The sequence below is a fragment of the Caballeronia sp. SL1002 genome, assembly GCF_057814995.1.
On record NZ_JBYMUW010000002.1, the window covers coordinates 1,912,990 to 1,935,718 of the forward strand.

A 22,729-nucleotide genomic window follows, 5' to 3' on the forward strand; every position below is an offset into this window, starting at 1 on the left:
GCCGTTCAATGAAACGCATGCTGTTTAACGCGACGCAGCAAGAAGAATTGCGCGTCGCCATCGTCGATGGGCAAAAACTCATCGATATCGACATCGAAACCGCCGGGCGCGAACAGCGCAAAGGCAATATCTACAAGGGAGTCGTGACGCGCATCGAGCCTTCGCTCGAAGCCTGTTTCGTGAACTACGGCGAAGACCGCCACGGTTTTCTCCCGTTCAAGGAAGTCGCCCGCCAGTATTTCAAGGAAGGCGTGGACATGCGCTCCGCGCGCATCCAGGACGCGCTGCGCGAAGGCCAGGAACTGATCGTTCAGGTCGAAAAGGAAGAACGCGGCAACAAGGGCGCGGCCCTGACCACGTTTATCTCGCTCGCCGGACGCTATCTCGTCCTGATGCCGAATAACCCGCGCGGCGGCGGCGTGTCGCGCCGGATCGAAGGTGACGAGCGTCAGGAACTGCGCGAAACCATGGCGCAGCTCGAATTGCCGGAAGGCATGAGCATCATCGCGCGCACGGCGGGGATCGGCCGTTCCGCCGAAGAACTGCAGTGGGACCTGAACTACCTGATGCAACTGTGGCGCGCGATCGAAGCGGCGTCGCAGAGCGGCGTCGCCGGCACGCCGATGCTGATTTATCTCGAATCCAGCCTCGTGATTCGCGCGATTCGCGATTATTTCCAGCCGGATATCGGCGAAATTCTCATCGATACGACCGAAATCCATGACCAGGCGCGCGCCTTCATGGACATCGTGATGCCCGACAACCTCTCGAAGGTGAAGCGCTATCACGACGACGTACCGCTCTTCTCGCGCTTCCAGATCGAGCACCAGATCGAGACCGCGTATTCGCGCACGGTGCCGCTGCCCTCGGGCGGCGCGATCGTGATCGACCACACGGAGGCGCTCGTTGCCATCGACGTGAACTCGGCGCGCTCGACCAAGGGCGCGGATATCGAGGAAACGGCCACGCGCACGAACCTCGAAGCCGCCGACGAAGTCGCGCGCCAGTTGCGCTTGCGCGATCTGGGCGGCCTGATCGTGATCGACTTTATCGACATGGAGTCGGCGAAAAGCCAGCGCGAAGTCGAACAGCGCCTGAAAGACGCGCTGAAGCACGACCGCGCGCGCGTCCAGATGGGCAAGATTTCGCGTTTCGGCCTGATGGAACTGTCGCGTCAGCGTCTGCGTCCGGCGCTGTCCGAAGGCAGCCACGTGACGTGCCCGCGCTGTAACGGCACGGGCCATATCCGCGATACCGAATCGTCCGCGCTGCAAGTGCTGCGGATCATTCAGGAAGAGGCGATGAAGGAAAACACCGCGGCAATCCATTGCCAGGTGCCGGTCGAAGTGACCGCCTTCCTGTTGAACGAAAAGCGCAGCGAAATCAACAAGATCGAGTCGCGTTTCAAGGTCAACGTCGTCCTGATTCCGAACAAGCATCTGGAAACGCCGCATTACAAGCTCGAACGCCTGCGTCACGACGACGCGCGCCTCGACGAGCCGCGCGCTTCGTGGAAGATGGCCGTCGAAGCCGCGACCGAACTGGAATCGGAAACCGGCTACAGCAAGCGCGCCGAGGAAGTGAAGCCGAAGCAGGAAGCGGTGGTCAAGGGCATCACGCCCGAAAAGCCGGCGCCGAGCGCACCGGTGAAAACGGCGCCGGTGGCGGCTGCTCCGGTTGTCGCGGCTCCCGCTCCGGCGGCGGGCGGGTTTATCGGCTGGCTGAAGAACCTGTTCGGCATTCAGCCGGAACCGGCTCCGGCGCCGGCACCGGTCGAAACGGCCGCGCCCGCGCGTGCTCCGCGCGATCGCGCTGACCGTGGCGAGCGCACCGGTGAACGCGGCGGCGATCGCAACCGCAATCGCCGTGGCGGCGCAGCACCGCGTGACAGCGCGGCTGCGGCAACCGGCACGGGCGGCGCAGCCGCGGGAACGGGCGGCCGTCAGGGCCGTCGCGACGATCGCGAGCCGCGTGAGGGTCGTGAGCCGCGTGAAGCACGCGAAGGCCGTGAACCGCGCGCTGGCCGTGAAGGCCGCGAGCCGCGTGAGGGTCGTGAAGCACGCGAAGGCCGCGAGCCGCGCGAGAATCGCGAACCGCGCGAAGCACGGGAAGGCCGTGAACCGCGCGAGCCGCGTGAAAATCGTGGCGAACGTGGCGAACGCGGGCAGGATCGCAATGCAGCGGAACGCACGGAAGGGACGGATCGTCCGGAACGCGGCGAGCGTCGTGAACGCCGCAAGCCGCAGCCGGAAGCCGCCGTCGAGGCGCTGACGCAAGGCGAAACGGTCGCGGCCGATATCGTCGAAGCCGCACAGGCGAAGGCCGACGCGCAGGATGCGGGCTTCGATTCGACCCAAGGCGATCAGGCAGCACGCGACGGTGAAGAACGCCGCCGCCGTCGTCGGGGCCGTCGTGGTGGTCGTCGTGAGCGGGAAGAAGATGGCGTGACCGTCAATCACGCTGCGGATCTCGCGGAAAGCGAAGGCGCGACGGACAGCATGTCGGCGCAAGCTGGCGTGTTCGACACCAGCGTTTCGCAGGACGTCGAGGAACGCGTCGTGGCGGAACCGGTGGCGCGCGTTGAGCGTCCGCGCCGGGTAGAGGCAGAGGCGGCAGAAGCAGCAGAGGCAGCAGTGGCGCCGGTTGCGGCGGCTGTTGCGGCGCCGGTTGCGGCGGCTGTTGCGGCGCCGGTCGCCGAATCGGCTGCCAGCGTGACGGCGCTGCACGAAGAAGCCCGCGTGGAAGCGCGGGCCGAAACGTCGCAAACCGAAACGGCCCAAGAAAACCTCGCTCCGACGCCTGACTTGTTCACGAAACCGGTGTCGCAACCGGTCGAGAACCCGTTCGGACCGACGCCGAAGCTCTCCGACACCAAGGTCGATCCGTTCGCGGATGCACCGACGCCCGCGGAAACGACAGAAATCGTCGAGCCGGCTAAGGCGCTTGAGGCTGTCGAGCCTGTCGAAGTGGCCGCGCCTGCAGTCGAAACGCCTGCTGTCGAAGCCGAGCCGGTGAAGACGGCGGCGGTGGTGGCATCGCCGGAATCGGTCGCGGTCGAAGCGGTTGCCGCAGCCGCGCCGGTCGTGGCCGAAGCCAGCGCGCCGGTCGTGTCGGAGCCGGTTAAAACCTTCGCGCCGGTGGAAACCGCCGCGCCGGCACCGGTTCAGGCCGCTGCGCCCGTTCAGGCCGCATCGCCGGTTCAGGCCGCTGCGCCGCTGAAGGAAGAAGCGCTGCAGCCGATGCTGGACACGGCGGGACTCGTCTGGGTCAACACGGACGAGGACAAGCTCCGCGCCGCGTCCACTGCCGCCGCGCAACTCGAAGCGCCGAAACGCGCTCCGCGTGAGCGCAAGCCGTTGCCGCCGCTCGACGCAGCGCCGATGCAGCAAGTCGAAACGGGCAAGGACGCGCACTAAGCGTCAACCCGTCGCGCCGGTGCCTTTGGGTATCGGCGCTTAGAAAAACGCCACCGACGAAAGTCGTGTGGCGTTTTTTTTGCATAAGTGGTTTGCGTTGGCTGCACAAATAGGCCGCAAGTTCCGAAGCGGTGCATCCGTTAGAATAGGAAAATACTTGCAATTGAAAGCGGCATGCTTTTCCCAATTTAAGCCAAAGCACGCGATACCGCCCCACCAGCCCGAAACGCCATGTCACGACGCATCATTCCGCTCACCGAAATCAGCTCGGCCGTCAGCATCCCGCACTTCGCGGGCAGCATCGCGACGCCGAGCGGAATTGTCGTGGATACGCTCGCGCGGCCGCTCCGCGATTTGCGCATCTCGGTGACCGATCGGTGCAATTTCCGTTGCGTGTACTGCATGCCGCGCGATGTCTTTGACAAGGACTATCCGTTCCTGCCGCATTCCGCGTTGCTCTCGTTCGAGGAAATCGAGCGGCTTGCGCGGATTTTCGTCGCGCACGGGGTCGAGAAAATCCGGCTGACCGGCGGCGAGCCGTTGTTGCGCAAGAATATCGAGCGGTTGATCGAATCGCTCGCGCGCTTGCAGACACCTGCCGGCCGGCCGCTCGACATCACGCTGACCACCAACGGCTCGCTGCTCGCCCGCAAGGCTCAGTCACTCAAGGATGCGGGATTGTCGCGTGTCACGGTCAGTCTCGATGCGCTCGACGACACCCTTTTCCGCCGCATGAACGACGCCGATTTCTCGGTCGCCGACGTGCTCGCGGGCATCGACGCCGCGCACGCCGCCGGTCTCGCGCCGCTGAAGGTCAACATGGTGGTCAAGCGCGGCACGAACGACGCGGAAATCCTGCCGATGGCGCGGCATTTCAGAGGCAGCGGCGCCGTGCTGCGGTTTATCGAATATATGGACGTGGGCGCGTCGAATGGCTGGAACATGACGGAAGTGTTGCCGTCGGCGGAGGTTGTCGCGCGGATCGGTGCGCACTTCCCGCTCGTGCCGCTCGAAGGTCACAGCGCCGCTGAAACCGCGCAACGCTGGGGCTACGCGGACGGCAGCGGCGAAATCGGCGTGATTTCGAGCGTGACGCGCGCGTTCTGCGGCGACTGCACGCGCGCGCGGCTCTCGACCGAAGGCAAGCTCTATCTCTGCCTGTTCGCCAACGCAGGACACGACCTCCGCAGCCTGGTGCGCAGCGGCGCGAGCGACGAAATCGTCGGCACCGCGATCGCCCGCATCTGGCAGGGCCGCGGCGACCGCTATTCGCAACTGCGCGGCAGCGGCGCATTGCCCGCCGCGAACCCCGACGCACCGCGCGTCGAAATGTCGTACATCGGCGGCTAGGGTGATTGCGGAAGTCCAAGCCGCCGTCGCGCCGCTCTCCAGAGAAACCATCACGGGCGTCGTCCTTGCGGGCGGTCGCGGCGCGCGTATGGGCGGCGTCGATAAAGGGCTGCAACTGCTCGACGGCGATCCGCTCGCGCTCCTCGTCATGCGCCGGCTGAGCCCGCAAACGGGGGCGATGCTGATCAGCGCGAACCGCAATATCGAACGTTACGCGGCGCTCGGCGAGCCGTTCGGCGCGCGCGTCGTGACAGACGCGTTCGCCGATTTCCCCGGCCCGCTCGCGGGAATCGCGGAAGCATTGCGCGCAGCGGAGACCGAATTCGTGCTGACCGCGCCGTGCGACGCGCCATTCGTCGATTCGTCGCTCGCGCAAAAGTTGTCCGCCGCGCTCGTCGCCGAAGACGCCGATATCGCGCTGGCCGTCGTGGTGGACGACGCGGGCCGCCGCGATCTGCAACCGGTGTTCGCGTTGTTGCGCGTAGCGCTCGCGGACGACCTCGAAGCGTGGCTGCGCACGGGCGAGCGCAAGGTGCGCGCGTGGTACGCGCGCCACAGGACCGTGGAAGTGGCATTCGCCGATGAACGCGCGTTTTACAATGTCAACGATTTGCAGCAGCTTGCCGGGCTGGAACGCCGTTAATCGCGCAGTCCTGCGATGCACCTGCTACGCATCAATCGCGGCGAGCCAGAACTCGCGCGACCCGCCCCGCTTGAAGCCCAACCTCTTTCGCCCAGTCCCGGCCGCGACACGTTCCGAATGACCACGCCCAAGCACTTTTCAAGCTGCGTCGACCAGTACGATCCCAATGCCCTGCCCGTGCGCGCCGCGCAGCAGATCGTGCGCGAATGGGCGACGCCGCGTGGCGCGCGCAACGGCAGTCAGGACGGCTTGATCGAGCGCGTCGGCCTTCACGACGCGCTCGGCCGCGTGCTGGCCGAAGACGTGATCTCGCCAATGGACGTGCCGCTGCACGACAACTCCGCGATGGATGGCTACGCGTTCGCCGGCTCGTCGCTGGAAGGCGTGTCGGATATGACGCTGCGAGTCGCCGGAACCGCGCTCGCCGGACGCCCGTTCGATATCGCGCCGCTCGCCTCGCAATGCGTTCGCATCATGACCGGCGCGCTGCTTCCGCCCGGCTGTGACACGGTCGTGCCGCAGGAAGTCGTGACGCGCGACGGCGACGCCATTCGCTTTTCCGCCCACGCGCTTCGTCCGGGCTCGAACCGCAGGCTCGCGGGCGAGGATCTCGCGAAAGGCCAGCCGGCGCTCGCGCGCGGACGCGTCGTGTGCGCATCCGACCTTGGCTTGCTGGCGTCGCTCGGGATCGCCGAAGTCGTGGTCAGGCGGCGTCTGCGCGTTGCGTTCTTTTCCACCGGCGACGAATTGCGCCCGGTCGGCGAGCCGCTCGCGCCGGGCTGCGTCTACGACAGCAACCGCTACACGCTCTACGCGATGCTGCGCCGGCTCGACGTCGAACCGCTCGATTTCGGGATCGTCCGCGACGATCGCGCTTCGCTCGACGCGGCGCTGCGCCGCGCGACCCAGGAAGCCGACGTGGTGATTACGTCGGGCGGCGTGTCGGTGGGCGACGCCGATTTCACCCGCGACCTGATGAATTCACTCGGCGATATCGCGTTCTGGAAGATCGCGATGCGCCCCGGCCGGCCGCTCGCGTTCGGCCGCCTGTGGTCCGGTCCGCGCGCGGGCGAAGGGGAATCGGCGTTGTTCTTCGGCTTGCCGGGCAACCCGGTCTCGGTGATGGCGACGTTTTATTTCATTGTCCGCGAGGCGCTTCTGGCAATGTCCGGCGCGGCGCCGCACGTGCTGCCCCGTTTCGCGGCGGTCGCCACCGAGCCGCTCAAGAAGCGCGCCGGACGCACCGAATTCCAGCGCGGTGTCGCCAAACGCGGCGCGGATGGCGGCTGGCAAGTGGTATCGACGGGACCGCAAGGCTCGGGCGTGCTCAGCTCCATGAGCGCGGCGAACTGTTTTATCGTCCTGCAACACGAACGCGGCGATGTCGCCGCCGGCGAATCCGTCGAGATCCTACCTTTTGACGGGCTCATATGAACACGACTCCTGCATCACAAGCATTCGCAACATCGACACACGGGACCCTTCCTTCAATGAAAAAACAGATTTCCTTCATCGCACCGGGCCAGACGGCGAAAGCGCTGATTCTCGTGTACCTGACGTTCAGCGTGCCGATCGTGCTGCTCGGCGTGCTGGTCGCGTTTTTCCGTTACGGGTCGGTGGAAGTGAGCACGGTGACAAGCGCGCTGCTGCTCAACGCAATCCTCGGCTTCGTCCTGCTGTGGATTGCCTGCCACGCGTACAACTGGGTCGCGTCGCGGTTCGGCGGGATCGAAATCGTGCTGTCCGACGCGCCGGAGGAAGCGTGATGAACGCGACCATTCGTGCCGCCACGCCCGCCGATGTCAGCGCGATCTACGCGTTGATGCTCGAACTGGCCGAGTTCGAGAAGCTCACGCACTTGTTCATCGCGACCGAACCCGGCGTGCGCGACGCGCTTTTCGGCACGCGGCCGGCCGCCGAGGCGATGGTCGCCGAGCAAAGCGGCAAGGTGGTGGGCTACGCGCTCTTCTTCCAGAATTTCTCGACGTTTCTCGGCAAGCGCGGCCTTTATCTCGAAGACCTCTACGTGCAGCCCGATCAGCGCGGCAGCGGCCTCGGCAAACGGATGTTGCGCGCGTTGGCGGCGCTTGCCGTCGAACGTCGATGCGGACGCTTCGAGTGGTCGGTGCTGGACTGGAACCAGAACGCCATCGACTTCTACGAGAAAATGGGCGCAACCGTGCTGCCCGACTGGCGCATCGTGCGCATCACCGGCGACGCGCTCGAAGGTCTCGCGCGCGCCGGCTGACGCTTGACCGCCTTAAAGCTTTAACGCTCGACTTCAAGGCTCGTCCGGATCTTCATCCGGACGGCTTTCACCCAGCAGATTCGCCGACTCCTCGCCGGGCAACGCTTCGACATCGCGCAGCTTCTTGCTCATCTGACGCGTGCGCGTCTCGGCCTGTTCGATCGAGCGCGTCACGGTTTCGAGCTGCGTTTTCGTCTTCGCCAGCACGTCGCCGAACTTCCTGAACTCCGTCTTGACCGCGCCGAGCACCTGCCACACCTCGCTCGAACGCTTCTCGATCGCGAGCGTACGAAAGCCCATCTGCAAGCTATTGAGCAACGCGGTGAGCGTGGTCGGCCCGGCGATACTCACGCGATATTCCCGCTGCAGCAAATCCGTCAAACCCGGACGACGCACGATTTCCGCGTACAGCCCTTCGGTCGGCAGGAACAGCAGCGCGAAATCGGTCGTGTGCGGCGGCGCGACATACTTTTCGGCGATGGCCTTCGCTTCCGCGCGCACCCGCCCTTCCAGCGCGCGCGACGCCTCTTCCACGCCGACCGGGTCAGCGCGATCCTGCGCATCGATCAAACGCTCGTAGTCCTCGCGGGGAAATTTTGCGTCGATAGGCAGCCACACCGGCGTCGCCACGCTTCCGCCCGTCGTGCCGGGCGCATCGTGACGGCCCGGCAGTTTGATCGCGAACTCCACGCGCTCGCTGCTTTTCGGGATCGTCGCGACGTTTTTCGCGTATTGATCCGGCGTGAGCACCTGTTCGAGCAGCGCTTCGAGCTGAACTTCGCCCCACGTGCCGCGCGTCTTGACGTTGGTCAGCACTTTTTTCAGATCGCCGACGCCCGCCGCGAGCGTCTGCATTTCACCCAGCCCGCGATGAACCTGCTCTAGCCGGTCGGACACCTGCTTGAACGATTCGCCCAGCCGCTGTTCGAGCGTGGCATGCAGCTTTTCATCGACGGTCACGCGCATTTCTTCCAGCTTCGACGCGTTGTTCGCCTCGATCGCCTTCAGACGCGCCTCCAGCGTATCGCGCACTTCGGCGAGCCGCCGATCGTTCGCCAAGGAAAGATGCGCGAGTTGTTCGTTCTGCACGCTCGCCGTGCTCGCGAGTTGCGCGAGCAGCGTGCGCTGGAACTGCGCGAAACCCGCGCCCGCCTCGGTCCGCGAGGCACGCGCGCTCTCCGCGACCTCGCTACGCATGCCGCGCTCGAGCCGTTCCTGCGCGCGGGCGTGCGCCTCGCCCATATCGTCGATCCGGTCGGCCAATGCGGCGAACGAGTCTTCGATATCGTCCGACGCGCGGTTTCTCAGCAGCAGCAAAAGTGCAATCACCAGCGCGACCGCCAGCACGGCGATTGCGCCCGACAACCAGAGGATCATGAACGCGCCTGACCGAGAACGCCGGGATTGATCGGATTCGGCGGATTGCCGGCGCGCGGCCCCTCACCCAATCCAGCGATCAGGTTATCGGCGGCGAGATTCGCCATGGCGCGGCGCGTGGCCTCGGTTGCGCTCGCGATATGCGGTGTCAGGACGACGTTATCGACGGTCAGGAAATCGCGATTGAAATTCGGCTCGCCCTCGAACACATCCAGCCCGGCCGCGGCGATGGTCTTGTTGCGCAGCGCCTCGATCAGCGCCGCGTCGTCCACGATCCCGCCGCGCGCGATATTCGTGAGCGTCGCCGTGGGTTTCATCAGCGCGAGATCGGCGGCGCGGATCGTGTGATGGCTTTCGGCCGAGTACGGCAGCACCAGCACGACGTGATCGGCGCGCTTCAGCAAATCTTCCTTCGACGCGTATTCGGCGTTCAGTTCCGCCTCGATCGTGGGTGAAACGCGCGAACGGTTGTGATAGATCACGCGCATATTGAAGCCGCGCGCGCGCCGGGCGAGCGCCTGGCCGATCCGGCCCATGCCGATCACGCCAAGCGTCGACCCGTGCACATCCGAGCCGAGGAACGCGTCGAACGACCATTTGCCCCACTTGCCCGCGCGCAGGAAATGCTCGGATTCCGCGACGCGGCGCGCGGCCGCCATCATCAGTGCCCAGCCGAAGTCCGCCGTGGTTTCGTTCAGCACGTCGGGCGTGTTGGTGCCGAGCACGTTGTGCGCGTCGAACGCCGCCATGTCGAAATTGTTGTAGCCGACCGCCATGTTCGCGACCACCGAAAGCCGGGGCGCGGCTGCGAACACTGCTTCGCCGACCGGATCGCCCGCGACGAACGCGCCGTCCTTGTCTGCGAGACGCACAACGAGGTCGGCGGGACTGAGCACGTCACCCAGATTCGCGTCCACGTCGAAATACTGCTTCAGCCGCTCGACCACTTCGGGAAACACGGGACGCGACACCAACACCTTCTTCATCGAACTCTCCTAGAAAAATAGCCAGCCGGTGACGACGAACAATGGCAGCAACACCGCCGTCGACCAGCCGAGGTAAGCCACGAAACTGGGCATGCGCACACCGCGCGATTCCGCGATGGCCTTGACCATGAAATTCGGCGCGTTGCCGATATAACTGTTCGCGCCCATGAACACGGCGCCGGCCGAGATCGCGGCGAGCGTGGTCGCGCCGGTCGTCATCAGCGCGTTCGCGTCGCCGCCCGCGAGATTGAAGAAGACGAGATAGGTCGGCGCGTTATCGAGGAACGATGAAAGCAGGCCCGTCGCCCAGAAATACGCGAGATCGTGCGGCTTGCCGTCCGGGCCCGTAACCAGATGCACGACACCCGCGAACGCGCCGGATTCGCCCGCCCGCAGGATCGTGATGACCGGCACGATGGTCAGGAAAATGCCCGCGAACAACTTGGCGACTTCCGCGATCGGCGCCCACTCGAACGCATTGCCCGCGCGCGCGCTTTTCGGCGTGAGGACGAGCGACGCCACCGCGACCAGCGCGAGCAGCACGTCGCGCGTGAGATTTTGCAGCGCGACGTGCGTGCCGAAAATATCCACGTGAATGTCCGGCTTCCAGATGCCGCTCATCAGCACGAGCCCAATCACCACCGCGAGCAGCACGAAGTTGATCTTGCCGTCGATCCCGAGCGGCGGCGTGTCGGGCGAGGGATCGAGAAAGGCGCTGCGCGATTCTTCCTTGTGCCGGAAGTAATACGTATCGAGCGCGAAAAAGAGCGCGAGCAGCACGCCGCAGATAAACAGCATCGGCGCGGCAAGGTGGACGGTGGTCCAGAAAAAACTCACGCCGTTCAGGAAGCCGAGAAAGAGCGGCGGATCGCCGAGCGGCGACAGCGCGCCGCCCGCGTTCGCCACCAGAAAAATGAAGAACACGACCACGTGCACGACGTGCTTGCGGTTGTCGTTTGCGCGCAGCAGCGGCCGGATCAGCAGCATGGCCGCGCCGGTCGTGCCCATGATGCTCGCGAGCGCCGCGCCGAGCGCGAGCAGACCCGTGTTCAGCCGTGGCGAACCATGCAGATTGCCGCGCATGCAAATTCCGCCCGCCACGGTATAGAGCGTCGTGAGCAGGACGATGAACGGCACGTATTCTTCGAGCGCCGCGTGGACGAACGCGGCGAACGCGGTATCCGCGCCGAATCGCCACGCGAACGGCGCCAGAAAAAGCACGGCCCAGGCGGCCGAGATTTTGCCGAAGTGGTGATGCCAGAGCTTCGGCGCAGCGAGCGGCCCGATGGCGATCGACAGCAGGATACCGGCGAACGGAATGGCCCAGAACGCGGAGAGCGCGGCGCCGTCGGGCGTGGCGGCGTGCGCGATCACAGGCGCCAGCGCGAGCGTCGCGGCAAGAACAACGCGTCGGGCGCTCATGCTTCGAGCACGATGATCACATGCACCCGGTAAGGCCCGTGAGCCCCGAGAACGATGGTTTGCTCGATATCGCCGGTGCGTGACGGACCCGACACGAAATTCACGGCGCGCGGCAACTCGCCGCGTTCGGCGCGGATCAGCGCGAAGGCATCTTCGTGACCGTCGACAATGCGCGACGCCGGCACGATCGCGATATGCGTCTGCGGCAACAGCGCGCCGGACGCGGGCGTGTCGGGTCCGGACAGCAGCACGAGCGAGCCGGTTTCGGCGGTCGCGCAGAAGCATCCGGTGATGCCGGTGAGATCGGCGTCGGCGGGCTTGCGGAACTCGGCGTCGAGTCCCGCCTCGCGCCACGGCAGCGCGGCGAGCGACGGCCACGCGACCACCCGCGCGTCGAGATTCAGCGACGTCAGATAGCGTGCGGCCTCGGCGGGCGCGTCGGCGAGTTGCGACACTTCGGCGATGGTGGTGGAAAGGCGCGCGGCTTCGTCGGTGAAGCGCGCGATACGCCCGGTGACGTCTTCGGGCATCGGCGGACGCGGCCCGGCGGGATGGCGTTCGAGATAATCGGCGACGGCATCGCGTTCGGACTGGCTCGGCGCGGCGGGCCGCTTTTGTGCCGAGCGAATGCGGGCGAAGATGTTTCGGCGGGCGGCCGATGTATCCATGATGCTGTCCTCGTTAGCCTCTGAACGGCGATTATAACGAGCGCCCTTCTCGTGGCGCACCCGCCAAACGGCTAACGTCGGCGGATCAAGGCTCGCCGACCGGCTGCGCGATCTCGAACACCTGCCGCAGATACGCGAGATACGCCTTGTCCTCGCACATGTTCTTGCCCGGCGAATCGGAAAGCTTCGCGACCGGCTGGCCGTTGCAGCGCACCATCTTGATGACGACCTGCAGCGGTTGATAGCCGAGGTCGTTCGTCAGGTTCGTACCGACGCCGAACGCGAGTTGGCAACGTCCGCGAAAACGCTCATAGAGTTGCAGCACTTTCGGAATATCCAGCGCGTCGGAAAACACCAGCACCTTGGTGCGCGGATCGCAGCGGTTCTCCTCGTAATGCTTGATGAGGCGCTCGCCCCAGTCGAACGGATCGCCCGAATCGTGGCGCGCGCCGTCGAAGAGCTTGCAGAAATACATGTCGAAGTCGCGCAGGAACGCCTTCATGCCGTACACGTCGGACAGCGCGATACCCAAGTCGCCGCGATACTCCTTCGCCCACATTTCGAAGCCGAAGGTTTGCGAGTCGCGCAGACGCGGCCCGAGCGCCTGGCACGCCTGCAAGTACTCGTGCGCCATCGTGCCGAGCGGACGCAGGCCGTGTTTCATCGCGTAGAAGACGTTGCTCGTGCCGGCGAACTGTTCGCCGAGACCTTCCTTCAGCGTGAGGATCACTTCCTCGTGCCAGCGCTGCGAGAAGCGGCGGCGCGTGCCGTAATCGGCGATCTTGCATTCCGAGAATTCAGGCCGCGCGCCGAGAAGCTGAATCTTGTCGCGCAGCCGGTCGCGGCCGACTTCGTAGTCGGCGTGCATTTGCGTGTTCCGGAAATAGACCTCGTTGACGATGGCGAGAACCGGAATCTCGAACAGAATGGTATGCAGCCACGGACCGACGATCTCGATATCGATCTCGCCATTCTGCTTGGCCGACGGCGTGATCGTGATGGACTTTTCGCTTAGGTGAAAGAGCGCCAGGAAGTCGATGAAATCGCTCTTGATGAAGCGCATCCGGCGCAGGTAGTCGAGTTCGTCTTCGGTGAAACGCAACTCGCAAAGCTCGCGGATCTCTTCGCGGATTTCGTCGATATACGGCGTGAGATCGACGTTCGGCGTGCGGCAGCGGAAGCGATATTCGACGTGCGCCGCCGGGAAATGATGCAGGACGACCTGCATCATGGTGAACTTGTAGAGATCGGTATCGAGCAGCGATTTGATGATCATGGTTCCAACCGGACAAACGAAACACGAATGACGGAGCCCGCGCTCAAGCGCCCCGCAGCTTCATGTCATGTTACCCGAATGCGCAATCGGCGACGGATCGCGCGGCCCGGCGGCACGCGCCGATGAGCGTTGGCGCACGCTCCCATAAACTAATCACGAAACGATATAAGAGGCGCTGCACGGGGCTCGCGCTGATATTTACCGGTACGCTACAATACCGGCTTTCGCGCGCAACGTGCCCGGCCTATGTAGCCGCACTGGACGCCGCCCCCACCGAATTCCGCATGCAGGAGCCTGAATGACTCACGTTGTGACCGAAAGCTGCATCAAGTGCCGCTATACCGACTGCGTGGACGTGTGCCCGGTGGATTGCTTCCGTGAAGGTCCCAACTTTCTCGCGATCGATCCCGACGAGTGCATCGACTGCGCCGTGTGCGTGGCCGAATGTCCGGTGAACGCCATCTATGCCGAAGAAGACGTCCCCGGCGACCAGCAGCATTTCACCGAACTGAATGCCGAACTCGCGCGCAACTGGCCGAGCATCACGAAGACGAAGGCGCCGCTGCCGGAAGCCGACGACTTCAAGGACGTGAAGGAAAAGCTCGACCTGCTCGAACGATAAGGCGAGCAATAAGGTGTCTTGCGAGGGACGTCAGCGCCCCTGCCACTCGGTTAAAGCGTCATCCAAAGACGGCCGCAAAAAAATTTAAATCGAGATGAACGCAGGGTGTTGACAGGGTACATAACCCCTCATATAATTTCATTTCTGTGCTGCAGATGTTCCCCGATAGCTCAGTTGGTAGAGCGCCGGACTGTTAATCCGTAGGTCCCTGGTTCGAGCCCAGGTCGGGGAGCCAAAAGGTTCCAAAGCAAAAAGCCCAATCGAAAGATTGGGCTTTTTGCTTTGGTCTTTTGGTTATTGAACGCCGCTATGCGAGCCACACAACCGTCAGCGATCGCACGCCCTGTGCGCCGCGAATCAGCACGCCTTCGATATCCGCCGTCGCCGATGGTCCCGTGACGAGCACGGCATAACGCGCTGTCTTGAAGTCCGGTCGTCGGTAGACGTCCTGCAAGCCATCGACGAGTTGAGCGGGATCGAGCAGCACGACCAGATGCTGCACCAGATAGCCAATCGAATTGACGATGTATTCGTCCTCGCTGAACCACACCGAACCCGTTTCCGCGACGCCGAAGCGGCCTCGCACCACGCCCACGTCGACGTCCTGAAGCGACGACGGCACCGTGTTCGCATCGAGCGTCCGGTTACCCTCGATCCCCGCCACCGCCGACGCAATCACTGCCTCCGGGCCGAAGCGTTCACCAAGCAGCGCGCGCACGGTGTCCAAGCCGCTCGCCTCGATGCACGTGCCGCCCATCATCGCGAGTGCGTTGGTGAAGCGCACGACGCGGTCGTCTTGGCGGGCGCTGAAGAGCGGAACATCGGGGAGCGGTCGCGCGGCGGGCTGAGCGGCGCGGATCCGCGCGATGAACGCGTCGCGCGACGTGCCCAAGGAAGCGGTTGCAGGCGTGTTCAACGTGTCGTTCGTCATTTCTGCGCCTTCCGATTTTTGCGATACCACTCGTGAAAAGTCTCAGCGGGCGCGTCCGGCAAGTCGCGCTGACGTCCCCAGATATTCAGCGGGTTATACAGCACGAAATTCGGCAGCCGCTTGAGCGCGCCGCCGAGCGACGCCACCGTCGCGCGATAAAGCGTCGGGCTCGCGAGCAGCCGCCCCGCCATCTTCAGCACTTCCTTTTTGACGAACGGCACCTCGTGCTGCGCGGCGATCACCTCGCGCCATTTGTAAATCTGCTCGTGGATATTCACGCGCACCGGGCACACGCTCGTGCAGCTGCCGTTCAGCGTCGATGCGAACGGCAAGCTGCTATAGCGCTTCAGATCGAAGGTCGGATTGATGATCGCGCCGATCGGCCCGGAATACGTGCCGCCATACGACAACCCGCCGCTTCGCCGATATACCGGACACGTATTCATGCACGCGCCGCAGCGGATGCACTTCAGCGAATACCAGAAATCGTCGAGCGCGAGCCGCTCCGAGCGGCCGTGATCGACGAGGATGTAGTGCATTTCCGTGCCCGGACGCGGCGCGCGGAAGTGCGAGGTGTATTGCGTGATCGGCGAGCCGAGCGCGCTGCGCGACAGCATCCGCACGAATACGCCGAGGTCCGAAATGCGCGGAATCAGCTTTTCGATCCCGATCGACGCGATGTGCAGCGGCGGCACGTTCGCGGACAGATCGGCGTTGCCCTCGTTCGTGCAGACGACCACCGTGCCCGTCTCCGCCACCGCGAAATTGCAGCCGGTCATGCCCGCCGTCTTCTCGCGCACGAAGTACGGCCGCGTATGCATGCGCTGGCTTTCCGCCAGATAGTGAATGTCGTTGTTCGTCGGGTCCGTACCGATCGTGCGGCCGAACAGCTCGGCCACGTCGGCACGCAGTTTGTGGACGGCGGGCACGACCATGTGGCTCGGATCCTGGCCGTCGAGTTGCTGGATGCGCTCGCCGAGATCGGTTTCCATCACCGTGATGCCGCGCGGTTCGAGGTACGCGCGCATCGCGCATTCGTCGGTGAGCATGGACTTGCTCTTGACGAGCGTCGTCATGCCGCGCTCGGACATCAGCCGATGCACGATCTCGTTGTGCTCCTCGGCGGTCGACGCGTAATGCACGATCACGCCGTTGCGCGCGGCCTGATCGGCGAATTGCTCGATGTAGTCGGCGAGATGCGAGAGCGTATGTTCCTTGATGCCCGACGCCAGATCGCGCAGCGTTTCCCACTCGGGAATCCCGTGCGCCTGAACATCGCGCTTCGAGCGCAAGTCCCACAGCCGCTTGTCGTGAAACGCGACGTGATCCGTCTTCGCGATGAACGCGCCCGCCGCCTTCGCGTGGTCGATCCGCACTGTCTTGGTCATTCGCGCGCTCCGTTCAGCACCTGCGCAATATGGATAAACCGCGCGCCGAGTTTCAGCCGCTCGGCGCAGCCTTGTTGGTGCATCAGACACGACATGTCGCCGGAGACGATGTACTGCGCGCCCGCGCCGACATGGTCGCGCACCTTGTCCTGACCCATGCGCACCGACACCGCTTCCTCCGTCACCGAAAACGTTCCGCCGAAGCCGCAGCATTCGTCGGGGCGCGCGGGCGTGACGAATTCGATGCCCCTCACGCGTTCGAGCAGCGCACGCGGCTTGGAAAACGGCGGCTCGGCGATTTCCGATGCCGACGCCTCGCGCAAATGCCGGATCGCGCTGCAACTGTTGTGCAGCCCCACGCGATGCGGAAATTCGGCCCACGGAAACTCGCGCACCTGCAGCACGTCGTGAAGAAATTCGGTGAGTTCGAACGCGTTCGCCCGGACCTTCTTCACGGCGGCGGTTTGCTCGATGGCGGTCAGGTGCTCGCGCACATGGTTGATGCAACTCGCCGACGGACCGACCACGTAGTCGTAATCGGCGAAATTTCGCGCGAACACGCGCTCCGCGCCCGCCGCTTCCTTTTGCGCGCCGCTGTTCGCCATCGGCTGGCCGCAGCAAGTTTGCGACTCAGGATAATCGACTTCGACGCCCAGCCGTTCGAGCAGTTCGAGCGTCGCGACGCCGACCTCGGGATAGAAGGCATCGATGAAACAGGGAACGAAAAGAGCAACTTTCATGAGCGTCGGGGCGTGAGGAATGGTGCCGACGCGCGCATGAAATGCCAGCGTTGGTCAGCTTGGTCTGACCACGACTTTAAGGTTTGTGCTCTTTCGTGTCAAACTAGGATAATCCGCTGGTCTCATCGGCCAGAACCTTGCGAATCCTCCTGCTCTAATGACTTTTCAGCCCGTTCATTCCTACTCGCGCGTGCGTTTGTCCGATGTCGTCTCGGACCAGATCCGCGCGCTGATTTCCAGTGGCGCGCTGCTGCCGGGTCAGCGGCTGCCCGCCGAGCGGGAACTGGCCGAGCAACTGAACGTGTCGCGGCCGTCGCTGCGCGAAGCGCTGATCCGGCTCGAATCCGATGGCTTTATCCGGGCGGTCGCACGCGGTGGTTTCCTGGTGTCGGACGTGACCGCGCCGCTCGTGTCCGATCCGCTCGCCGCGCTGCTTTCCGCGCATCCGAATGCGAGCGCGGACGTGCTCGAATTGCGCCACGGGCTGGAGTCTCTTTCGACCGCCTACGCCGCGGAGCGCGCGACCGACGCCGATCTGGCGCGTATCGCGAGCGCCTTCGAGTCGCTGAAAGCGGCGGCGGCCGAGCCGAAACGCACGCGGATCGCCGAGCGCGACGCGGCGTTTCATCTGGCGATCGCCGACGCGACGCACAACGTCGCGCTCGCGCATGTGATGCACGGACTGCACGAATTGATCCGCGAGACGATGCTCACGTCGCACCGGTTGGTCGATTACGACGACGACGTCGAGGCGAATCTGCTCGCGCAGCATCAGGCAATTTTCGATGCGATCGCCGCCCGCGATTCCTCTGCCGCACGCGACGCGGCGGGGCGTCATCTCGATTACGTGCAGGCGCTCTATCGCGAGCGTCCGCCGAAAAACGGGCGCGCAGCCGCGCCGCTTTGATCCGCTCTCCCCGCTCTTACCTTTCGAACGGAAACCGAATGTCCACACACGTCACCCGCTGGGGCCTCGTCGACGATGCCACGCCCATCCATCTCTACACGCTCGGCCGCGCGGACGGCCCGCGCGTCACGGTGAGCGATCTGGGCGGCGCGATCGTCTCGTGGTTCGCGCCGGACCGCAACGGCCAGCTTGCCGATATCGTGCTCGGCCACGACCGTCCCGCTGACTATCTATCGGGCACGACCTACATGGGCGCGCTGATCGGGCGCTGGGCGAACCGTATCGCCCGGGCGCGTTTCACGCTCGACGGCGTGGACTACGCGCTCGACCGCAATCAGGGCGAGAACCTGCTGCACGGCGGCTTCAGCGGCTTTCACCGCGCGCGCTGGCAGACCGATCCGAGCGGCGACGCACTCACCTTCACGCACTATTCGCCCGCGGGCGAAGCCGGTTTTCCGGGCGCGCTGACGGTCACGGTCCACTATACGTTCGAGGAAACCGACGCGGGCAGCGCGCTCACCATCGCCTACGACGCACTCTCGGACGCGCCCACGCCGATCAACCTGACGAATCACGTGTACTTCAATCTGGCGGGATCGGGATCGGGATCGGGTTCGGGATCGGGTTCGGGTTCGGCCGATATCCGCGGGCATCGCGTATCGATCGACGCCGACGCGTTCTACGCCGTCGATTCCACACTGATCCCGACGCATCGCGCGGACGTCGCCGGGACGCCGTTCGATCTGCGCGAACCGGCGACGCTCGGCGCGCGCCTCGACACACCCGACGAACAACTCACGCTCGCGCGCGGCTTCGACCACTGCTACGTGCTGCGCGGCGGCGCGACGCCGACCGAAATGCCCACGTTGCGCGAAGTCGCGAAGGTCGTCGATCCGGCGAGCGGCCGCGAACTCGTCGTCGCGACGACCGAGCGCGGCTTGCAGTTCTACACCGGCAATTATCTGGAAGGCGCGCTGGCCAAGGGCGGCGGGCAATACGCCAAGCATGCGGGCTTTTGCCTCGAAGCGGGCGGGTTTCCGAACGAAGTCAACATGCCCGAGGCCGAACGCGTGATACTGCGGCCGGGCGAGCGGTATCGTCAGGAGACGCGTTATACCGTCAGGTCTGAATAATCGCGCATAGGACAGCGCCTACACGCATATCGGACGGCCTCTGCTACCGGCGCACGCTCGCTTCATCGATACTGGATTCATCGAAAACAGATATCGAACGGGAGGGACAAAAAATGCCTTATCTACTCGGATGGTTGCTTGGTGTGCCGGTCGTCGTGCTGGTGATCCTTTATCTGATTTTTCACTGAAATCACGGCTCTCCGGCTGGGCCGGAAACAAGAGGCGTGAGACAAGCGCGAAGGCGTCGTTACAATACGACGCCTTTTTCATTTTCCGAAGGATTCCGATGAAACGTGCCGTCCGCATCAACTCGTGCCTCGCTACCTCGTGCTTCGTTACCTTGCTGGCTGCGGGCGCGACGTTCGCTCACGCCGAGGAAATCGCGAGTGTGAACACGAATTTTCGCTTCACCGGCTCTGATCGCGTGAGTGTGGAAGCCTACGACGACCCTGGCGTCGCGGGCGTCACTTGCTACGTTTCGCGCGCGCGGACGGGCGGGGTTAAGGGCACGCTCGGGATTGCCGAAGATCCGACCGAAGCGTCGATCGCCTGCCGCCAAGTCGCACCGATCAAGATCGCCGCGCCGCTCAAGCAGAAAGCCGATGTGTTTTCTGACCGGATGTCGCTCATCTTTAAGACGTTGCACGTGGTGCGGATTGTCGATGCTAAGCGCAATACGCTCGTTTATCTAACTTATAGCGATCGGATTGCGACCGGGAGCGCTAAGAATAGTGTGACGGCCGTGCCCGTGCCTGAGGGGACGGTTATTCCCGTCAAATAGAATGGGGGTTTTGGGTTTGCTGGCGCCCTTTGCTTTTGATTACGTGCGGGTTTTGGGTTTGCTGGTGGGTTTTGGTTTGCTGGCGCTTTTTGCTTTTGATTGCCTGCGCTTCTTTTGAACTTGCTTTCGTGTAGGTTTATTAGCACGCCGCTATGCGCGGCAGCAGTCACTTTCTTTGCTGCTGCAAAGAAAGTAACCAAAGAAAGCAGCTTATCCGCCTAAGTGTCCACCTCGAATAACCTCGCGGATAGGCGCGCAAGCTGACTCGGCTATCTCGCAGTTCTTGGTATTGGCACAGCGCCTGTCAGTTCCATCCTCGCTACGCGAGGACGACGGGCATATATAAAAACCGTCGGTTTGGTCTGGTCTAGCTTGGTTTGGTTTGGTTTGGTTTGGTTTGGTTTGGTTATGCCGTTCCGGCAGGCACTTTGTGCCTGTGGGGATGGATGAGCGGCTCCACTCTGTCGAGTGGTGCGATGGCCGAATCAGCTTGCGCACCACTTCCGGAAACGGTTCGTGGTGGACACTTAGTAGGTCACGCTGGTTTCTTTGGTTACTTTCTTTGCAGCAGCAAAGAAAGTGACTGCTGCCGCGCATAGCGGCGTGCTTATAAACCTACACGAAAGCAAGTTCCCAGACACCACAGGCAAACAAAAACAAAAAGCGCCAGCAAACCAAAACAACGCGCACCAGCAACCGAATCCGTTCGCGGTAAACTGTCCGACCGACGCTCAGTCCACCGCCCCATGTCCCTCCCCCGCTTCAGCAACTCCGCAAAGTACTGGCGCTCGCCGCTTGTCCCCAACGCGGACATGCTAACCGCCGAGTACTACGACCACGCGTTCACGCCGCACTGGCACGACGCGTACGCCGTCCCGGTGATCGAGGCGGGCGCGGAGTGCTACGACTATCGCGGGTCGCACTTCGTCGCCGAGGCGGGCTCCATTCCGGTCATCAATCCCGGTGAGGTGCATACCGGCGCGCGGGCGGTCGATGCAGGCTGGCGGTATCGCGTGTTCTATCTGCCAGTGGACTTCGTGCAATCGCTCACGAGCGAAATCGCCGGACGCGAGCAACCCACGCCGTGGTTCGCAGCCGAAATCATCCGCGATCCCGATCTCGCCCATCGCCTCGTATGCGCGCATCAAGCGCTCGAATCCGCCGCCGATCCGCTCGCAGCAGAAACTGCACTCGTCGATGCCGTATCCACGCTCGTCGCGCGCCACGCCGATACGCGCGTCACGCGCGCGCGCCTGCACGCGGACGCCGTGCGCGTCGAAGCCATGAAAACGCGCCTCACCGACGATCTCGCCGAGCCCCTGACGCTGGCGGAACTCGCGGCGAGCGTCGGGTTATCGACGTTTCATGCGGCACGGCTTTTCACGCGCGAAACCGGACTCGCGCCGCACGCGTGGCGCAACCACATGCGCCTGCTGCGGGCGCTCGGCGCGTTGCGCGCGGGCGTGCCGGTGACCGAGATCGCCGCCGCCAGCGGTTTCACCGATCAAAGCCATTTCACGCGGCATTTCAAGCGTGCGTACGGTGTGTCGCCGGGTCGATGGCGATAATCGCTTAATCGCTCACGGCTCAGCGCACACCGCAAGAACGTACAAGTCTCGGAGGCAGGATTGGCCGTATCCTCGCTGCCTCAGGAGGAAACCGTGAATCGCCCGTCAGACCCGTCCACCGTCAACAACAACCGCCTCGGCGAATTCGCCGCGGGCGCACGCGACACCATTCCGATGATGATCGGCGCCGCGCCGTTCGGCGTGATCTTCGGCACGCTCGTGACCGCGAGCCCGCTCGCGCTCTGGCACGGCCAGTCGATGTCGCTCGCCGTATTCGCGGGATCGGCGCAATTTATCGGCGTGGGACTGATTGCCGCGCACGCGAGTTTCGCCGTGGTCTGGGCGACGACGTTCGTCGTCAATCTGCGCCATCTGCTCTATTCCGCAACGCTCGCGCCGTACGTCGCGCATTTGCCCGCGCGCTGGCGTCTCACGCTCGCCGCGATGATGACCGACGAGGTTTTCGCCGTCGTCTATGCGCATTATCGAAAGCGCGCGCCGGGCGAAACCGGGCCGTACTATTTCTTCGGCTCGGGCCTCGCGATGTATCTCAACTGGCAGCTCTGGACGCTCGCCGGCTTGTTGTTCGGCGCGGCTTTTCCCGGCTTGCAGGCGCTCGGCCTCGATTTCGCGATGGTCGCGACGTTTATCGCGATCGTGGTGCCGCAGCTCGTCGCCGTGCGGTTTATCGGCGCGGCGTTCACCGCGGGCGTCCTGTCGTTCGCGTGGCAAGCGTGGCCGTACAAGCTCGGTTTGCTTGCGGCCGTGCTGGCGGGCATCGCGGTGGGCATGGCGCTGACGCTGATCGGCGATAAGCGCGCCGGCCGCGCCCGTCCGCCGCGCGCAGCCAAGCCGCATCACAAGGAGCGCACGCAATGAGCGCCGTTCTGCACACGATGTTTTCGAGCTATGTCGTCCTGATTCTCGGCATGGCGCTCGTCACCTACCTGATCCGCGCCGCCGTGTTCGTGCTCGGCGAGCGCCTGGCGTTTCCGCCTGTGGTCCAGACCGCGCTCGGCTTTGTGCCGGTGACGGTGCTGACCGCGATCATCGTTCCGATGACCGTGTCCCCGCACGGCGGCGGCGCGGAAATCACCTGGCGCAATCCGCAACTCATCGCCGCGCTTGCGGGCGTGGCGGTGTGCGTGGCGACGCGGCGGCCGCTAGTGACGATCGGCGCGGCGCTTGCCGTGTTCTTCTTCTGGCAATTGGTAGTGATCGCCTAGGAGCGGCGACGATAAAGCACTCAAGTTCCCGGCGCGAGTGCCGTAAT

General features: G+C 64.2%; 21 protein-coding genes and 1 tRNA gene. 14 read left to right on the forward strand and 8 right to left on the reverse strand.

From position 1 onward, the window contains the following. Positions 1–8 precede the first annotated feature (8 nt). The 6 genes from AC3D25_RS11405 (at position 9) to AC3D25_RS11430 (ending at position 7,657) form a co-directional block, all read left to right on the forward strand. Positions 9–3,416 (forward strand): Rne/Rng family ribonuclease, encoded by a 3,408-nt coding sequence (locus AC3D25_RS11405; RefSeq protein WP_488888503.1) that lies wholly within the window; start codon positions 9–11, stop codon positions 3,414–3,416. Between the two features lie 231 nt (positions 3,417–3,647). Then, entirely contained in the window at positions 3,648–4,766 is a 1,119-nt protein-coding gene (gene moaA, locus AC3D25_RS11410) for a GTP 3',8-cyclase MoaA (RefSeq protein WP_488888504.1), read from the forward strand. Positions 4,767–4,854: 88 nt separating this feature from the next. Continuing rightward, positions 4,855–5,409, forward strand: a complete 555-nt coding sequence (gene mobA, locus AC3D25_RS11415; RefSeq protein ID WP_488889668.1) for a molybdenum cofactor guanylyltransferase MobA — start codon at positions 4,855–4,857, stop codon at positions 5,407–5,409. Between the two features lie 117 nt (positions 5,410–5,526). Beyond that, entirely contained in the window at positions 5,527–6,843 is a 1,317-nt protein-coding gene (moeA, locus tag AC3D25_RS11420) for a molybdopterin molybdotransferase MoeA (RefSeq protein ID WP_488888505.1), read from the forward strand. 56 nt (positions 6,844–6,899) lie between these two features. Continuing rightward, complete coding sequence (locus AC3D25_RS11425) at positions 6,900–7,175, forward strand: hypothetical protein (RefSeq protein WP_488888506.1); 276 nt, start codon at positions 6,900–6,902, stop codon at positions 7,173–7,175. After that, the gene (locus AC3D25_RS11430; protein WP_488888507.1) at positions 7,175–7,657 is read left to right on the forward strand and encodes a GNAT family N-acetyltransferase; all 483 of its coding nucleotides are present in this window, start codon (positions 7,175–7,177) and stop codon (positions 7,655–7,657) included. Before AC3D25_RS11425 ends, AC3D25_RS11430 begins: the two co-directional genes overlap by 1 nt. Positions 7,658–7,690: 33 nt before the next feature. Here AC3D25_RS11430 and AC3D25_RS11435 read toward each other — a convergent pair whose 3' ends face one another. The 5 genes from AC3D25_RS11435 to pncB all read right to left on the reverse strand — a co-directional run bounded on the left by AC3D25_RS11435 (position 7,691) and on the right by pncB (position 13,386). Beyond that, positions 7,691–9,034 carry a DNA recombination protein RmuC gene (locus tag AC3D25_RS11435; protein ID WP_488888508.1) on the reverse strand — a complete coding sequence of 448 codons (1,344 nt, stop codon included), beginning with the start codon at positions 9,032–9,034 and terminating at the stop codon, positions 7,691–7,693. Beyond that, the gene (locus tag AC3D25_RS11440) at positions 9,031–10,020 is read right to left on the reverse strand and encodes a 2-hydroxyacid dehydrogenase (RefSeq protein WP_488888509.1); all 990 of its coding nucleotides are present in this window, start codon (positions 10,018–10,020) and stop codon (positions 9,031–9,033) included. Before AC3D25_RS11440 ends, AC3D25_RS11435 begins: the two co-directional genes overlap by 4 nt. A 9-nt stretch (positions 10,021–10,029) precedes the next feature. Next, a complete protein-coding gene (locus AC3D25_RS11445) occupies positions 10,030–11,442 on the reverse strand; it encodes a sodium:proton antiporter (RefSeq protein ID WP_488888510.1) in 1,413 nt (470 codons plus the stop codon). Then, complete coding sequence (locus AC3D25_RS11450; RefSeq protein WP_488888511.1) at positions 11,439–12,110, reverse strand: LutC/YkgG family protein; 672 nt, start codon at positions 12,108–12,110, stop codon at positions 11,439–11,441. The genes AC3D25_RS11445 and AC3D25_RS11450 overlap by 4 nt, the downstream gene beginning before the upstream one ends. Positions 12,111–12,195: 85 nt before the next feature. Next, positions 12,196–13,386 carry a nicotinate phosphoribosyltransferase gene (gene pncB, locus AC3D25_RS11455; protein ID WP_488888512.1) on the reverse strand — a complete coding sequence of 397 codons (1,191 nt, stop codon included), beginning with the start codon at positions 13,384–13,386 and terminating at the stop codon, positions 12,196–12,198. A 298-nt stretch (positions 13,387–13,684) separates the two neighbouring features. Here pncB and fdxA point away from each other — a divergent pair, with 298 nt between their 5' ends. Next, entirely contained in the window at positions 13,685–14,008 is a 324-nt protein-coding gene (gene fdxA, locus AC3D25_RS11460; protein ID WP_087642698.1) for a ferredoxin FdxA, read from the forward strand. A gap of 159 nt (positions 14,009–14,167) precedes the next feature. After that, positions 14,168–14,243, forward strand: a tRNA-Asn gene (locus AC3D25_RS11465). 72 nt (positions 14,244–14,315) lie between these two features. Here the strand turns inward: AC3D25_RS11465 and AC3D25_RS11470 are convergent. Genes AC3D25_RS11470 through AC3D25_RS11480 form a run of 3 tightly spaced genes read right to left on the reverse strand, consistent with a single transcriptional unit; the run spans position 14,316 to position 17,067 of the window. After that, positions 14,316–14,939, reverse strand: coding sequence for a LutC/YkgG family protein (locus tag AC3D25_RS11470; RefSeq protein ID WP_488888513.1), 624 nt, complete (start codon positions 14,937–14,939; stop codon positions 14,316–14,318). After that, positions 14,936–16,327, reverse strand: coding sequence for a lactate utilization protein B (locus AC3D25_RS11475; RefSeq protein ID WP_488888514.1), 1,392 nt, complete (start codon positions 16,325–16,327; stop codon positions 14,936–14,938). The genes AC3D25_RS11470 and AC3D25_RS11475 overlap by 4 nt, the downstream gene beginning before the upstream one ends. Beyond that, a complete protein-coding gene (locus AC3D25_RS11480) occupies positions 16,324–17,067 on the reverse strand; it encodes a (Fe-S)-binding protein (RefSeq protein ID WP_488888515.1) in 744 nt (247 codons plus the stop codon). Before AC3D25_RS11480 ends, AC3D25_RS11475 begins: the two co-directional genes overlap by 4 nt. A 157-nt stretch (positions 17,068–17,224) precedes the next feature. Between AC3D25_RS11480 and AC3D25_RS11485 the strand changes: the two genes are divergently transcribed. The 6 genes from AC3D25_RS11485 to AC3D25_RS11510 all read left to right on the forward strand — a co-directional run bounded on the left by AC3D25_RS11485 (position 17,225) and on the right by AC3D25_RS11510 (position 22,682). Next, positions 17,225–17,974 (forward strand): FadR/GntR family transcriptional regulator, encoded by a 750-nt coding sequence (locus AC3D25_RS11485; protein WP_488888516.1) that lies wholly within the window; start codon positions 17,225–17,227, stop codon positions 17,972–17,974. 38 nt (positions 17,975–18,012) lie between these two features. Beyond that, a complete protein-coding gene (locus tag AC3D25_RS11490; RefSeq protein ID WP_488888517.1) occupies positions 18,013–19,107 on the forward strand; it encodes an aldose epimerase family protein in 1,095 nt (364 codons plus the stop codon). Between the two features lie 286 nt (positions 19,108–19,393). Next, complete coding sequence (locus tag AC3D25_RS11495) at positions 19,394–19,888, forward strand: CreA family protein (RefSeq protein WP_488888518.1); 495 nt, start codon at positions 19,394–19,396, stop codon at positions 19,886–19,888. Between the two features lie 746 nt (positions 19,889–20,634). Continuing rightward, positions 20,635–21,456 carry a helix-turn-helix transcriptional regulator gene (locus tag AC3D25_RS11500; RefSeq protein WP_488888519.1) on the forward strand — a complete coding sequence of 274 codons (822 nt, stop codon included), beginning with the start codon at positions 20,635–20,637 and terminating at the stop codon, positions 21,454–21,456. 174 nt (positions 21,457–21,630) lie between these two features. After that, positions 21,631–22,335 carry an AzlC family ABC transporter permease gene (locus AC3D25_RS11505; RefSeq protein WP_488889669.1) on the forward strand — a complete coding sequence of 235 codons (705 nt, stop codon included), beginning with the start codon at positions 21,631–21,633 and terminating at the stop codon, positions 22,333–22,335. Beyond that, positions 22,332–22,682, forward strand: a complete 351-nt coding sequence (locus tag AC3D25_RS11510) for an AzlD domain-containing protein (protein ID WP_488888520.1) — start codon at positions 22,332–22,334, stop codon at positions 22,680–22,682. Before AC3D25_RS11505 ends, AC3D25_RS11510 begins: the two co-directional genes overlap by 4 nt. The last annotated feature ends 47 nt before the right edge of the window (positions 22,683–22,729 follow it).

Bases quoted from the DNA above. Each gene is read 5' to 3' on its own strand.
- AC3D25_RS11470 (WP_488888513.1), bottom strand. From the start codon at position 14,939: ATGACGAACGACACGTTGAACACGCCTGCAACCGCTTCCTTGGGCACG.
- AC3D25_RS11430 (WP_488888507.1), top strand. From the start codon at position 7,175: ATGAACGCGACCATTCGTGCCGCCACGCCCGCCGATGTCAGCGCGATC.
- AC3D25_RS11425 (WP_488888506.1), top strand. From the start codon at position 6,900: ATGAAAAAACAGATTTCCTTCATCGCACCGGGCCAGACGGCGAAAGCG.
- AC3D25_RS11475 (WP_488888514.1), bottom strand. From the start codon at position 16,327: ATGACCAAGACAGTGCGGATCGACCACGCGAAGGCGGCGGGCGCGTTC.
- AC3D25_RS11445 (WP_488888510.1), bottom strand. From the start codon at position 11,442: ATGAGCGCCCGACGCGTTGTTCTTGCCGCGACGCTCGCGCTGGCGCCT.
- pncB (WP_488888512.1), bottom strand. From the start codon at position 13,386: ATGATCATCAAATCGCTGCTCGATACCGATCTCTACAAGTTCACCATG.
- AC3D25_RS11450 (WP_488888511.1), bottom strand. From the start codon at position 12,110: ATGGATACATCGGCCGCCCGCCGAAACATCTTCGCCCGCATTCGCTCG.
- AC3D25_RS11510 (WP_488888520.1), top strand. From the start codon at position 22,332: ATGAGCGCCGTTCTGCACACGATGTTTTCGAGCTATGTCGTCCTGATT.
- AC3D25_RS11440 (WP_488888509.1), bottom strand. From the start codon at position 10,020: ATGAAGAAGGTGTTGGTGTCGCGTCCCGTGTTTCCCGAAGTGGTCGAG.
- AC3D25_RS11495 (WP_488888518.1), top strand. From the start codon at position 19,394: ATGAAACGTGCCGTCCGCATCAACTCGTGCCTCGCTACCTCGTGCTTC.
- fdxA (WP_087642698.1), top strand. From the start codon at position 13,685: ATGACTCACGTTGTGACCGAAAGCTGCATCAAGTGCCGCTATACCGAC.
- moeA (WP_488888505.1), top strand. From the start codon at position 5,527: ATGACCACGCCCAAGCACTTTTCAAGCTGCGTCGACCAGTACGATCCC.
- AC3D25_RS11480 (WP_488888515.1), bottom strand. From the start codon at position 17,067: ATGAAAGTTGCTCTTTTCGTTCCCTGTTTCATCGATGCCTTCTATCCC.
- AC3D25_RS11435 (WP_488888508.1), bottom strand. From the start codon at position 9,034: ATGATCCTCTGGTTGTCGGGCGCAATCGCCGTGCTGGCGGTCGCGCTG.
- AC3D25_RS11505 (WP_488889669.1), top strand. From the start codon at position 21,631: ATGATGATCGGCGCCGCGCCGTTCGGCGTGATCTTCGGCACGCTCGTG.
- AC3D25_RS11490 (WP_488888517.1), top strand. From the start codon at position 18,013: ATGTCCACACACGTCACCCGCTGGGGCCTCGTCGACGATGCCACGCCC.
- moaA (WP_488888504.1), top strand. From the start codon at position 3,648: ATGTCACGACGCATCATTCCGCTCACCGAAATCAGCTCGGCCGTCAGC.
- AC3D25_RS11485 (WP_488888516.1), top strand. From the start codon at position 17,225: ATGACTTTTCAGCCCGTTCATTCCTACTCGCGCGTGCGTTTGTCCGAT.
- mobA (WP_488889668.1), top strand. From the start codon at position 4,855: ATGGGCGGCGTCGATAAAGGGCTGCAACTGCTCGACGGCGATCCGCTC.
- AC3D25_RS11405 (WP_488888503.1), top strand. From the start codon at position 9: ATGAAACGCATGCTGTTTAACGCGACGCAGCAAGAAGAATTGCGCGTC.
- AC3D25_RS11500 (WP_488888519.1), top strand. From the start codon at position 20,635: ATGTCCCTCCCCCGCTTCAGCAACTCCGCAAAGTACTGGCGCTCGCCG.